We start from the raw sequence: 11,470 nt of genomic DNA on the forward strand, positions 1-11,470 counted from the left end.
AAGCCCGGCACTGTTGCATTAAGAGCACAGATTTTTGCTCATGCCCCGGCCAGCAAACCATGCGCCTGCAATGCTTCGATCACCGCCTTCAGCGCCAAACGCGCTTCGGAATCAATGACTTGTCCGCCAGCGGGGATCGGAATCCCAAGTTGTTGCGCGCCAACAACTTTTTTTCCTTCGACTTGAATCGACAGGGCGGGAACCAAGCCCCGTTGCCACAGATCACCGTCCCAGTGGCAATGATACCGATCGGCCCGACTCCAGACCTTCAATCCGACGCGCGGCGACAGGAATCGCCACCCGCCATCGGTCCAGGCCGCGAGCGCCCGGACATGGCCGATCCACTCGCCCGTCGGGCTATCGCCGACGATCCAGCATTGCCCCAATGCGGGTGCGACGGGCGGCGCGTTCACCCCGACCGCCTCGACGCATGGGTGCGTGAGCAGGTCGACCAGCACCAGCGCTTCGTTGTGGGTCCATTCCTTCTGCGCCTGCCCCACCGCCAGGAACGGCAGCAGCCAGCGCGGTGTCGCGTCCGTCATATCGTCTCTCCCCCAATGATCCCGACCAGCGGCAACGAGGCGGCCCATGTGCCGATCTGCCGCACCGCAACCCTGGTTCCGTCGGGTGCCGCGCCGGTCCAGCCGGGGCTCGACACCTCTTCCTCGCGGTCGCCGATGGTCAGGCGATAGCGCTCCGATTCTTCGCCCAGCGGCACATCGACCCGATCGATCCAGCGCCAGCCGCTGCAGCTGCGACGCGTCCAGCCGATCGTGACCAGACCATCGGCCCTACGCCGGCATCGCCAATGAACGGGCGAAGGCGGACGGATCGACTGCCCCGTTACCGTCGCGCCCGTCTGCACACCCTCGATCCCGTCGCCCACACCATGGGCCAGGAAACGGACCTGACGGCCCAGCATCGTCATCGGCAGGTCGACCACCCGCACGCTCGGTGCATCGATCAGGACGATGGGATCGCCCGGCACCGCCCGTCCGATCATCGCTTCGGTGCCGCGCAGACCTCGGCGGAGAATGCTGAGCTGCCAATGGCCATCCCCCAACGGCTCGGCCCGCCCGAACTGGAGGAGTTCGCCGCCCAGCCAGGCGAGATTGGCCCCCGCATCGATCGCCGCCCTATCCGCATCGGCCAGATCGCCCGCCAGCGCCACGACCAGCACCCCGCGCCGGTCGATCAGCGCCGCGCCGCCGCCCGAAACCGCCGACACCAGACGGCCGACCAGACCGGGCATCGCCGTCATCCCCAGCGCGATCCAGCTCGCACCATCGTCCAGGCTGTAGGACAGACCGGCCTGCCGCCATCCCGGACCACCGGCCGCCACCAACGACAGGCGTGGACCGGTCAGCAGCTGATCGTCGAGCGGTGGCGCCTCGAACGCGATCAGGCGGGTGGTCCCGATCGCACGGTCGGGCGATCGTGCGATCCGGCCGGGCGAGGCCGGCAACATCGGCCCCTTATGGCCGAGCGGCGTGCAGGTCAGGCGGACCGCCATCGCCTCCCACGCCGCCTCGATCACGCGCCAGCGGCCCGGCTCGCCGTCGATCGCGACGACCGCGCCAGGTGCGATGGCCAGCGCTTCCGGCCCAAGGGTCACGATCCGCCGCACCCGTTCGACCGCCGCCCTTGCCAGCCGATCCTGCGCCATCGTCCGCGCGGTCGTCGCGTCGATCGCCGCCGCCCAATCGAGCCGTTCATCGCGTATGCCTCCAGGCCGGGCGACGCGCTGCACCCCGATCTGATAATCGCGCGCCGGATCATAATGGGCGATCGTCACGCTGGCGGGCAGGCTGGCCTCCGCCGCGATCGCCCGCTGCCCGCGCCGCCCCGGTCCTTGTGCGCCCATTCCTTCGTCATGGATCACGCGTGGCACGGCGTCCGCCAGGGGCACGGCGAGACGGATGCCGTCTCCCTCACCCACCCATTGCCCCCCGCTCATATCGGCCAGCATCGCCAGGACCGCGCGGACGCTGCCACCGCTGGCGGCGAACCCGGCCACCGGAGTCCCGCCATCGCCTACCCGCACCTCAGGCGAGAGGTGACGCGCGATCGCCTCGCAGCTCAGCGGACCCGCATCACCCTCCACCTCGAAGGTCAGTTGCGGGATACGATTGCCGAACTCGGCCAGCGCCAGCCCCTCGAACACCGCATAGGCGATCCCACGAAAGGCCGAGGCGCGAGGGCCTTCGACTGAGGCGATCAGCGGATCGACCGGCTGATCCTCGGTGCCCGGATAAAGGCGAAACCCGGTCGCGACCTTGAAGTCCCCCGCGCTCCCGCGCAGCAACCGCCCATCGGCCCAGATCCGCCCGACACGGCCAATCCGCCGCCCCGACAGCGCGACCGCGAAATTGGCGGAATAGCTATAGCTTTCGACGCCCGGCCGCCCCTTGCCCCCGCCGGTGACGCCCCGCGCCTCGATCAGGTCGGTCGCCCAGATGACCGGCCCGGCGACGCGCATCGTGCCGAAAATGGCGGGCATCTGCGTGCCATAGGTCGAAGTCTGGACCGACAGCTCGGTCAGGCGCGGTCCCTGTCGCCGGGGCGCGCCCAGCACCGCGTGATCGACCCGGTTGCCGATCAGCGCGCCGATCGCGCCGCCCACGGGCCCCAGCAGCGCCCGCCCCACCGTGCCCAAGACCAAGGTCGCCATTACCCCTCCCCCTTCCAATATCCCAGCACCGGCCAGGGCGGTGCTCCCGGCCGCCACGCGACGCGACGAAGACCGGCATCGGCATGGACGATCCCGTCGCTCACCCGGATCGCCAGATGGAGTTGCCCCGGCCCGGCGCGCAGCAGCAGGACCGCGCCGGGTTCGTCCGCGCCGCGCGCAAAGACCGTATCGAGCAGCGCCGCCACCCGCGCCTCGTCTCCGCTGCGCCAGCCATAGCCGGTCGGTGCCGCCCGCCCCGTCGCCGCCGCGACCAGCCCGACACAGTCGAGCCCATGCGTCGCCCCCCGCCCATGCAGCCGGAACCGCACGCCAACCAGCGCCCGCGCCGCCGCCTCCACCCGGTTCATGCGCCGGGATAGCGGGTCAGGAGGTCGATGCCGGGCAGGAACGGCTCGCCGCGAAAGTTCACGACATTGCCGAAGCGCGACAGGCAGGTCTCCAGCCGCTTGTCACAGCCCTCGACCAGCTCTATCAGCGGTGTCCCCTCCACCGCGAAAGCCGGCGCGGCCGACAGCCAGAGCCGGTTGCCCTCCGATCGGTTCACCATCGTCTCCAGCCCGGCATTGGCCCCGCCGAACCAGATCAACCGACCCTGGCCATAGGCATTGGCGACCGGCTCGACCGTATCCAGGGTCAGCCCATCCTCGCCGTCCCAACCGGTGACCCGCGCGAACTGCCGCCGCCCCGCCATGGCCACCCGACAGCGCCGGTCGCCGAGCGACGCGCGGCAATCGGGGGAGGTCTCCTCCGCCACCGGTCGGTCGAGCAGCGCGCCGACGCCGCGCAACTCGGCAGTGAAGCCCCCCTCGGCCAGTTGTACCGCGCCGATCTCGCCCTGCCCGAGCGGCACGGAGGCTTCCACTCCGTTCCAATCGACCGCCAGCGCCGCGACACGGGCCCCATCCCAGCGGCCCGCCATCAAGTCCCGCTCGGCGATCACGGCACTGGTCAGCGCGCCCGAGGCTTCCATCAGATCGGGGTCGAGGCCATCGCCGCGCAGGATCGCGCTGGGCGTCAGGCCGGGCGCCGCGCGGTAGCACAGTCCCTCGATCCACAGATCATGGTCATGGCCGGTCAGCCCGATCGTCACCCCGTCGCGCCGCTCGATCCGCCAGCAGAGCACCCAATTGGTCAGCCTGTCCTCGCTCATGCCTCGCGCACCTCGACCAGCGGGACCGAGGGGGCCGCGCCCGCCCGGAACCCGGCCAGCGTCGCGCTCAACCGGTCCTCGGCGAAGCGCACGGGCACGTCGAAGGTGAAGCTCGCGGTGATCGCCGCCCCAACCGCCGGAGCGGTGTCGAAGAGCAGCCAGCCGCCCGGCTCCACCACGAAGCCGGTAATGCTGCGGCCTGCGACCTTCACCGACACGCTGCCCGGCACGGGGCGGGTGATACGGCGCGACTGATCGCCATAATGGCGGACCAGCGCGAAACGGCGCGTGGTGCCGTCGCCCATGCCGACGCTCTCATCGGCCCCCGTGCTGTCGAACGGATCGCGCAGGCGGAAACCGCGCGCCGGGCCCATGCGCGCGCGGAAGAAGGCCAGCAGCGCGGCGATATCCTCGGCCGAGCGGATGCCGGGGCCGACATCATAGGTCGTTCGCGCCTCCGCCCAACTCGCATTGCGCGCCTCACGCCCGCCCGCACTGGTCAGGATCGCGGTGGAGAAGCCCGGCGTGACCTCCGCCTCGCGCCCCAGCGCCAGGGGGAAGAGTATATCATCGAAAGCCTGCATATCGTCCTCCCCCTCCCAACAGACGAACCCGTCGCGCATCACCTGTGGCATCGCCCACAGGAAGGTCGCCGCGACGCCCCTCTCCCGCGCGACCTGGGCGGCGTCGGCGATCCAGCGCCATTGCGCGCGCTGATCGGCGCGCAGCACGAAGCCCGACAGATAATGCTGACGCTCGGGCGGATAGCCGAGCCGCGCCTCGGCCAGCGCGACGCCCTTGCGGGTCGAGGCGGTGTCGCCCGCGGTCACCCAGTCATAATCCTCCAGTTGCAGCACATCGAAGGCGGGGCTGGCCCAGCCTACCGGCATGTTGGCGCGCTTGGCCTCGGGCGCCTGGGGATCGAGCACGGTCGGCAGATAGGTGAGCAGATGCGTCACGCAGCCCGGTGCCGCCGCTTTGGCGGCCGCGCACAGTGCCGCCGTCGACGCCGCCAAGCAGGCGCCCGCCCGGTCGAGCGTGTCGCGCTGCGTCTGGCTTTTTGGGCCTATCATGCTCGCCATCGGCACCGGCGCGAAGGCGGCCACCGCCGCCGCGTCGTAAAGGCACGGCGCGCCGTCCGAAGGGCGCACCCACCACCAGGGCTCGCCAACCTGGAATTTCGGCACCAGTCCGGCGGCTTGCCCGAGCGCCAGAAACGCCCGCGCGACGGCGTGCAGATAGGCCATCGCTCCCGCATGCGCCGGGCTGAGCAAAGTCGAAGGCGGCGACCAGCCGGTCAGCGCGGGCGCGCCATCGGCGGACCGCTGCTTCCAGTCGCCCCAGCAATGCGCATCGAACAGCTCGTAGGACAGCGACCAGATCAGGTCATAGCCCAGCGCCTTGGCCTCATGGGCAAAGCCACGATGCCATGCCGCACTTGCCACGTTGAGCGCACCGCCCTGCAGGCTCGCGTAAAGCCCTTCGCCACTGCGTTCGAGCCGGAAATAATGGCTCATGCCGACATAATGGACGATGCTGCCGCGATAGCCGAGATGCAGCATGTTGCGCAGCAAACGCTGCGGCGTCAGGTGATAGCTGTCGTCATAGCCGCTCGCGATGCCGAACCCCTGTTCGGGCAGTACCGCCGCGCCCACCCCGATCACCGCGCCGGGCCCATCGCAGGCGATGCCGGTCAGTTCGACCCAACCCTCCTGCGGCTGGACCAGAAATTGCGCACCCGCATTGTAATCGGGCGCGACTAGCGAGACGAACATCCGGTCGACATCCCCCACCCAGACGGGATCGCGATTTTCCGGAAATGTGAACCCGCCGGCCAGATCCGCGAAGTCGATCGCGACCTCGGCGTCTTCGGGCGTGCCGGTCGCGTAATTCCACAACCGGACATACCAGGCGCGCGGCCACCCTTCTGCGTCACGCCCCTCGATGGTCAGTGTCGGCCCATGAATGGCATCGAGCGGCTTGATCCCGCCCGAGCGCCAGCGGAACCGCAACCGGCAGTTGCGATAATCACGCACCGTCTCATAGCGCAGCAGCGGATGGTCGTGCCGGTCGGCGGACTCCCAGATCAGCCCCGCCAGATCGTCGGCGCGGTAGAAGACGGCATCGATGCGCAACGCATCCGCCGCGGTCGCCACCACCGCCGCCATCATCGGGCGCGGGAAATCGACCGTCCAGTACCGCGGATCGAAGCGCGACAGCGTATCGCTCCGCTGCGCCCGGCGTTCGCTATGCAGACACCATTGCATATGCCCCTCCCCTCAATCCTCGGCCAGCGCGGCGCGCACCGCCCGCGCCACCTGGCGGCTGGAGCGTTGCAGCACGCCGCCCGCCTCACCCGGCCCGGCATTGATCGTGATCGCGACCCGCACCTCGCGTGGGCCACCGCCGGGGCGCAGCGTCTCGACCCGCCCACTGCTGGTCGGCACAAAGACTTCGGGTCCCCGCTCGCCGACCAGATAGGGGCGGTCGGGCGATACCGGTCCGCCGGTCGCGCGGCCGGGCAGGCCCGACACCAAGCCGCCCAGCAGATCGAGCAATCCCGCGCCATTCCCCAGGGACCCCACGCCCTGCCGCAACGCCGCCCGTGCGATTTGGTCGAGCACCGACAAGGCGGTCGCCTTCAGCTCCTCGAACCCGAATTTGCCGGTACGTGCGGCGCGGAGCAGCGAGCCCTCGATCGTCCGCGCGCCCAGTTCTGCCGCGTCGCCCAGGCCCCGTGACAATTCGGCCCGCATCGTCGCCATGTCGGCGGCGAAGCCCCGCATATCGATGCGGGGGACAAGATCCTGCTCATCCATCCGGATACATCTCCCGCAATCGGGCGAGCGTAGCAGGCGAAGGCGGGTCGCCCCCGCCCTGCCCCGCCCCCGTCATCGCCGTCACCACGCCCTGAAGCTCGGCCGGCGTCGCGCGCCAGAAGCGCTTGGGCGACCAGCCCAGCACAGCCCCCGCCATGCCCGCCAGCCGCGCCGCATCCTCGGCGAAGGTCACCGCCCGCCCAATATCTGGCGCAGCAATTGGCGCAGCACGGGCGCCAGCGCCGCTAGCCCCAGTTCGACCAGCGCCTCGCCCAGTTGCTCGCGGCTCAGCCCCTCGGGGACCTCGCGCAGGCAATGCCAGATCAGGGCCGCCGCCTCGCCGAGCGACAGCTTGCCCTCGCCCGCGCGCTCGACCAGCTCGAACAAGGGCCCGAGTTCGCCCTCCGCCGCGACCAGCGCCTGGAAACTCGGACGCACGACCAGTTCGCTGCCTCCGACGCGCAGCGCCGCCTCACCCCGCATGGGATTCGCCGGCGCGCTCATGCCGCCACCACCGGGCCGGAGCTTTCCAAGGCCAGCGTGTAGGTCCGCTCGCCACCGAAATCGCCGCTATAATCCAGCCGCGTGACCAGGAACCGCGCGGTCATCGAACCGCCGCTTTCGAAGCTCAACCGATAGCTCTCGATTGTGCCCGCCAGCGCATGGCCGCGCATCCGGGCCTCCGCCGCCGATCCGGTGAATACCCCTGCGCCGGCGACGCTGACATGCCGCACCCCCGCACCGGACAGCAGTTCGCGCCAGCCGCCCGAGTCCTTGGACGTCACCACCACCGTCTCTCCATTGATCGACAGTTGCGTGGTGCGCAGCCCCGCCATCGTCGCGAAGGCGGGTGGCTCCGTCCCGTCGCCGATCTTGAGCAGAAAGGCGCTTCCCTTTTCGATTGCCATATCGCTTCCCCCTTATTGCCCCACACGCCACAGCCGGGCGCGCCACTCGACGCTGGCGGTCCAGCGCGCACCGCTCTTGGCCATGCGCGTCGCCGTCACGGTCAGCCCGGCGACCCGCCACCCGTCCGAAAGTCCTTCCGGCAATGCGATCGCCTCGACGGCCTGCATCGCGGTGCGCAGCCGCCGGGGCTGCTCCCCCCCGTCGGTCAGGGTGACGGTGACGCGCAGTTCGCGCCCCTCAATCCCCGCCGCCCCCCAATCGCTGTCGCTCGGCTCGCCCAGCACGGCCTGCGGCACGCTCGCTCGGACCGGCAGCGCGTCGAACACCGTCACGCCCAAGGGCGGCAAGGCGCTACGTAGGCCGGTCAGCAATCCGCCGCGCAAAGCCTCGCGCGCGGTCATGCCCGCCTCGGCGTATCGAGCCGCATCCGCCGCCACGGCCGCCACAAGGCGGCGACCGCTGCGGGCGGCACGGCGGCGGCATCGCGATTGTCGAACAGATGCGCGCCCATGATCGCGGCGCCGTGCGCAATCTCCGGCGGCAGCCCCGCCCAATCCGCCGCCAGCCCCGCGCGGTAGCGCACCGTCAGTTCCTCGCGCGTGCGGACCCAGCCACGGCCATCGCGATCGATCGCCCCCTCGCCCCCCGACAGGATCGCGCGGACCGGCGTCGCCGACAGCGGCTGCCAGGCGACCGAGCCGGCGACGCGATCCTCGACCATCCGCTCGATCAGCAGCTGCCCGCAGAAGGATTCGGCCAGCCCCAGCGCGACGCCGGCGACCCGATCGACCAGCGCCGCCTCATTACCGTCCTCCAGCCGCAACAGCGCGCGCACTGCTCCTGCTGCCGCCGTCACGGCCGCGGGCGGCATGGGCTCCATCGTCCCGCTCATCATGAATTCTCCTTCACCGATACAGGTTGCGACAGGTCCGACACACGGGCGTCACACTTGAGGAGCAGAGACTCGGCCAGCCGCTGCCCGCCACCCCCTGGGCACCGGCCATGCCGACCCCGCGCCCCCCGGCCGGGTCCGGCATCCTCCCTGAACTACGGGGCAGCCCCCTGCCGGCTGCCCCGATTTTTCAAGCGCTTAGTTCGTCGCGAACTTCATCAGCTTGATCGCCTCCGAGTCGCTGACACAGCCGCCGACCCGCCGCGTCGCGTAAAAGGTCACGAACGGCTTGTTGCTGTACGGGTCGCGCAGGATCGCGGTCTCGGCACGTTCGGCAATGAGGTAGCCGGCCTGGAAATTGCCGAAGGCGATCGCACAGGCATCGCCAGCGATGTCGGGCATGTCCTCCGCCTCGACCACCGGATAGCCGAGCAGCGTCGCGGGCTGCCCCGCCATGAGGCCCGGCGCCCAGAGGAACTGGCCGTCCGTCGTCTTCATCTTGCGGATGCGCGCCGAGGTCGCGGCGTTCATCACGAAGCACGCCCCCTGACGGTACGGCGCGCGTAGGGACTGGACCAGATCGACCAGCCGCTCTTCCTGATTGGGCCCGAACGCCCCCGGCGCGCCCGTCGCCAGATATTGCAGCGTGCCGAAGGGGCGCACGCCGTCCTTGGCGGTGGAGATGGGGTTGCTCAGAAACCCTTTGGGCCGGTTGGTCCCATTGCCATTGACGAAGGCCTGCCCCTCGGCGCGCGCGAATTCGGTCGCGATCTCGCCCGCCAGCCAGCCTTCGACATCGAAGGCCGCATCGTCGAGCATCGCCTGGCTGGCCGAGGGATTGGCATAGAGCTCGCCCATCGGCGGCGCGAGTTCGACGAAGCTGGGCGTCGCGGTTTCGGGCCGCGCCGCCGTCTCGCTCGCCCAGCCCGAGGGCGTGCCGCCGGTGGTCACCAGCTTGCGATAGCCGGCCGAGCCCACGCTCACGACATTGGCGATGCTGCGGATCGGTGAGACGCTCTTGAGCACCGAGGCAATCGCCGCATCGATCTCCCGTGGCACGGCAAAGCCACCGCTGTCGCCGGTCGTGCCGGTAAAGGCCTTCAGCTCGACGGTGGTGCCGCTGCGCACATAGCCGTCGAAAGCGCCGCCGGTCTTGCGCGCGCCGTCCAGCACGGGTCGTTCGATCACGTCCATATCAATCCCCCTTGGTCAAAATGTGATTCACGCGGGCGAGCGGCTGCATCGGCACCGTCACCAGGCTGATTTCGAGAAGTTCGGCCGACAGGATCGCGCGAGCCGCCCCCTGATGGACGACGCGCGGCCGGTAGCCGACCGACAGTCCCGCCACCGCGCCCGAGCGGACCAGTGCGGCAAGCGTGGGGTCGTCGACCGTCCCCTCGACCGACAGCCCCGTATCGTCCTCCGCCAGGGTCGCGATGCGCCCGACCGCCTGCCCGCGATGCTGCCAGAGCAAAGGCACATGCTCGGCGCCCGCGAAGGCGCCGCGCCGCATGACGTCGCCCGCCCGGTCCAACCGGTCCCAGATCGCGGCATAGCCGGTGAAGGAGAGGCTCATTTCAGCCAGTCCTCCATGCCCAGCCGCATCACGATCCCCGCCAGCAGCAGCGCGCCGAGCAGCCGGGTCAGCCAGCCGATCGCGCTTTTCCACACTGACGACTTGGCATCACGCCACGCCGACAGCAGTTCGCGCAGCTCGGCGACATCCTCCGCCGCATCGGCGTCCGACAGGCCCAACCGGGTCAGTGCCCGCTTTGCGCCCAGCTCGCCGGCTTCCTCGGCGACCGCACGCAAGGTTACGAGGTCGGCACCGCTATCCGCTGCCTGCGCCAGCAGCCGCGCCAGAACATCGCCGCTCATGACAAGCCGACCATGGCGCGCTTCTCCGCCGGATCGAGGAAGTCGGCGCGGGCGGCCATCTGCCACAGCATCTGGCGCTCCTCGGCCAGTGCGGTGACGCGGTTGATGTCGACCGACAGGCTCGCCCCTTCGAACCAACTCGCGAGTCCCTGCGAAAGACCGCTGAGGATTCCCCCCGCCAGCGGCAGGATCGCTTGCCGCCAAAGCGCGCGGTTCGCCTCGCGGTAATTGGCATAGGTATTGTCGCCGGGTAGCCCGAGCAGCATCGGCGGCACGCCAAAGGCCAGCGCGATCTCGCGCGCCGCCGACGACTTGGCCGCGATGAAATCGAGCTCGGCGGGCGTCAGGCTCATCGCCTGCCACTTCAACCCGCCTTCGAGCAGCAATGGACGCCCCGCATTGCCGCTGCCCGCAAAGCCCTCCATCTCGGCGCGCAGCCGCTCGAACTGGTCCGGGGTCAGGGTCGAGCCGTCCCCCGGATCATAGACCAGCGCCCCCGATGGCCGCGCCGCATTGTCGAGCAGCGCCCGGTTCCAGGCGGCGGCCGCGTTGTGAATCGCGATCGCCCCCGCCGCCGCGCCCAGACAACCCAGTCCATAATGATCGTCGAGCGGATGGCAGCTCTTCACGTGCACGACCTGCGGGCGTACCGGATCGACCGGCAGCGTCGTCACCCGCCCGCCGGCACGGTAGAGGAACGCGGCGGGCCAGCCGCTGGCGTCCAGCTCCATCGTCACCCGCTCGGGCCGCAGCGCAAACAGCTCGGCGACCTGGCCGTCGGCATCGCGCAGCACCTGCACATAGGCATTGCCGTGCAACAACATATGCGTCGCTACCGTCTCCAGCAGCGCCTGCCCCTCGCCGCGCGCCGCGACCAGCGGGATCAGTTCCGGATGCGAGGCGGTCAGCGGCGCATCCGCCAGCCCGCCCGCGACCATCCGCACTGCCCGCTGCGCCACTGGATTGCGTAAGTACCCCTCACGCACCTGCGTTTCATAGGAAGGCGCCGCCCCCGTCAGCGGCACCCCCGACCGGGCCAAGCCCAGCCCGAGCAAAGGACGCGCGGCCCCCCGCCCGGCCTTGCGACCGAACATCCTCATCGTATCTGCTCCTCGAAACCATTCCTCCCC

15 protein-coding genes are annotated in these 11,470 nt (G+C 70.1%); all 15 read right to left on the bottom strand.

The window, feature by feature from the left end; all coding sequences use genetic code 11:
- Positions 1 to 38: 38 nt before the first annotated feature.
- The 15 genes from SP6_RS07500 to SP6_RS07570 all read right to left on the bottom strand — a co-directional run bounded on the left by SP6_RS07500 (position 39) and on the right by SP6_RS07570 (position 11,440).
- Positions 39 to 542 (bottom strand): DUF2793 domain-containing protein, encoded by a 504-nt coding sequence (locus SP6_RS07500; protein WP_007403876.1) that lies wholly within the window; start codon positions 540 to 542, stop codon positions 39 to 41.
- Complete coding sequence (locus tag SP6_RS07505) at positions 539 to 2,671, bottom strand: phage tail protein (protein ID WP_007403675.1); 2,133 nt, start codon at positions 2,669 to 2,671, stop codon at positions 539 to 541. The genes SP6_RS07500 and SP6_RS07505 overlap by 4 nt, the downstream gene beginning before the upstream one ends.
- The gene (locus SP6_RS07510; protein ID WP_007403906.1) at positions 2,671 to 3,039 is read right to left on the bottom strand and encodes a hypothetical protein; all 369 of its coding nucleotides are present in this window, start codon (positions 3,037 to 3,039) and stop codon (positions 2,671 to 2,673) included. Before SP6_RS07510 ends, SP6_RS07505 begins: the two co-directional genes overlap by 1 nt.
- Positions 3,036 to 3,842, bottom strand: a complete 807-nt coding sequence (locus SP6_RS07515) for a phage/gene transfer agent baseplate hub protein (RefSeq protein ID WP_007403718.1) — start codon at positions 3,840 to 3,842, stop codon at positions 3,036 to 3,038. Before SP6_RS07515 ends, SP6_RS07510 begins: the two co-directional genes overlap by 4 nt.
- Positions 3,839 to 6,109, bottom strand: a complete 2,271-nt coding sequence (locus SP6_RS07520; protein ID WP_007403768.1) for a DUF2460 domain-containing protein — start codon at positions 6,107 to 6,109, stop codon at positions 3,839 to 3,841. Before SP6_RS07520 ends, SP6_RS07515 begins: the two co-directional genes overlap by 4 nt.
- A 12-nt stretch (positions 6,110 to 6,121) precedes the next feature.
- The gene (locus SP6_RS07525) at positions 6,122 to 6,661 is read right to left on the bottom strand and encodes a hypothetical protein (protein ID WP_007403881.1); all 540 of its coding nucleotides are present in this window, start codon (positions 6,659 to 6,661) and stop codon (positions 6,122 to 6,124) included.
- Entirely contained in the window at positions 6,654 to 6,854 is a 201-nt protein-coding gene (locus tag SP6_RS07530; RefSeq protein ID WP_007403748.1) for a phage tail assembly chaperone, read from the bottom strand. Before SP6_RS07530 ends, SP6_RS07525 begins: the two co-directional genes overlap by 8 nt.
- Complete coding sequence (locus tag SP6_RS07535; RefSeq protein ID WP_037567758.1) at positions 6,851 to 7,165, bottom strand: gene transfer agent family protein; 315 nt, start codon at positions 7,163 to 7,165, stop codon at positions 6,851 to 6,853. Before SP6_RS07535 ends, SP6_RS07530 begins: the two co-directional genes overlap by 4 nt.
- The gene (locus SP6_RS07540) at positions 7,162 to 7,569 is read right to left on the bottom strand and encodes a phage major tail protein, TP901-1 family (RefSeq protein ID WP_007403775.1); all 408 of its coding nucleotides are present in this window, start codon (positions 7,567 to 7,569) and stop codon (positions 7,162 to 7,164) included. Before SP6_RS07540 ends, SP6_RS07535 begins: the two co-directional genes overlap by 4 nt.
- 12 nt (positions 7,570 to 7,581) lie before the next feature.
- Positions 7,582 to 7,971: a tail completion protein gp17 gene (gene gp17, locus SP6_RS07545; RefSeq protein ID WP_007403696.1), complete on the bottom strand. Its 390-nt coding sequence runs from the start codon at positions 7,969 to 7,971 to the stop codon at positions 7,582 to 7,584.
- Positions 7,968 to 8,462, bottom strand: a complete 495-nt coding sequence (locus SP6_RS07550) for a hypothetical protein (protein WP_227876550.1) — start codon at positions 8,460 to 8,462, stop codon at positions 7,968 to 7,970. The genes gp17 and SP6_RS07550 overlap by 4 nt, the downstream gene beginning before the upstream one ends.
- Positions 8,463 to 8,660: 198 nt before the next feature.
- Positions 8,661 to 9,656: a phage major capsid protein gene (locus SP6_RS07555; RefSeq protein ID WP_037567759.1), complete on the bottom strand. Its 996-nt coding sequence runs from the start codon at positions 9,654 to 9,656 to the stop codon at positions 8,661 to 8,663.
- Between the two features lies 1 nt (position 9,657).
- Positions 9,658 to 10,038: an HK97 family phage prohead protease gene (locus SP6_RS07560; RefSeq protein ID WP_007403928.1), complete on the bottom strand. Its 381-nt coding sequence runs from the start codon at positions 10,036 to 10,038 to the stop codon at positions 9,658 to 9,660.
- Positions 10,035 to 10,340 carry a DUF6127 family protein gene (locus SP6_RS07565; protein WP_007403711.1) on the bottom strand — a complete coding sequence of 102 codons (306 nt, stop codon included), beginning with the start codon at positions 10,338 to 10,340 and terminating at the stop codon, positions 10,035 to 10,037. Before SP6_RS07565 ends, SP6_RS07560 begins: the two co-directional genes overlap by 4 nt.
- The gene (locus SP6_RS07570) at positions 10,337 to 11,440 is read right to left on the bottom strand and encodes a phage portal protein (protein ID WP_037567761.1); all 1,104 of its coding nucleotides are present in this window, start codon (positions 11,438 to 11,440) and stop codon (positions 10,337 to 10,339) included. Before SP6_RS07570 ends, SP6_RS07565 begins: the two co-directional genes overlap by 4 nt.
- Between the last annotated feature and the right edge of the window lie 30 nt (positions 11,441 to 11,470).

Source organism: Sphingomonas paucimobilis NBRC 13935 (assembly GCF_000739895.2).
GTDB lineage: Bacteria > Pseudomonadota > Alphaproteobacteria > Sphingomonadales > Sphingomonadaceae > Sphingomonas > Sphingomonas paucimobilis.

Coding starts and splice junctions, on each gene's coding strand:
- SP6_RS07500 (WP_007403876.1), bottom strand. CDS start 542: ATGACGGACGCGACACCGCGCTGGCTGCTGCCGTTCCTGGCGGTGGGG.
- SP6_RS07505 (WP_007403675.1), bottom strand. CDS start 2,671: ATGGCGACCTTGGTCTTGGGCACGGTGGGGCGGGCGCTGCTGGGGCCC.
- SP6_RS07510 (WP_007403906.1), bottom strand. CDS start 3,039: ATGAACCGGGTGGAGGCGGCGGCGCGGGCGCTGGTTGGCGTGCGGTTC.
- SP6_RS07515 (WP_007403718.1), bottom strand. CDS start 3,842: ATGAGCGAGGACAGGCTGACCAATTGGGTGCTCTGCTGGCGGATCGAG.
- SP6_RS07520 (WP_007403768.1), bottom strand. CDS start 6,109: ATGCAATGGTGTCTGCATAGCGAACGCCGGGCGCAGCGGAGCGATACG.
- SP6_RS07525 (WP_007403881.1), bottom strand. CDS start 6,661: ATGGATGAGCAGGATCTTGTCCCCCGCATCGATATGCGGGGCTTCGCC.
- SP6_RS07535 (WP_037567758.1), bottom strand. CDS start 7,165: ATGAGCGCGCCGGCGAATCCCATGCGGGGTGAGGCGGCGCTGCGCGTC.
- SP6_RS07540 (WP_007403775.1), bottom strand. CDS start 7,569: ATGGCAATCGAAAAGGGAAGCGCCTTTCTGCTCAAGATCGGCGACGGG.
- gp17 (WP_007403696.1), bottom strand. CDS start 7,971: ATGACCGCGCGCGAGGCTTTGCGCGGCGGATTGCTGACCGGCCTACGT.
- SP6_RS07550 (WP_227876550.1), bottom strand. CDS start 8,462: ATGAGCGGGACGATGGAGCCCATGCCGCCCGCGGCCGTGACGGCGGCA.
- SP6_RS07555 (WP_037567759.1), bottom strand. CDS start 9,656: ATGGACGTGATCGAACGACCCGTGCTGGACGGCGCGCGCAAGACCGGC.
- SP6_RS07560 (WP_007403928.1), bottom strand. CDS start 10,038: ATGAGCCTCTCCTTCACCGGCTATGCCGCGATCTGGGACCGGTTGGAC.
- SP6_RS07565 (WP_007403711.1), bottom strand. CDS start 10,340: ATGAGCGGCGATGTTCTGGCGCGGCTGCTGGCGCAGGCAGCGGATAGC.
- SP6_RS07570 (WP_037567761.1), bottom strand. CDS start 11,440: ATGAGGATGTTCGGTCGCAAGGCCGGGCGGGGGGCCGCGCGTCCTTTG.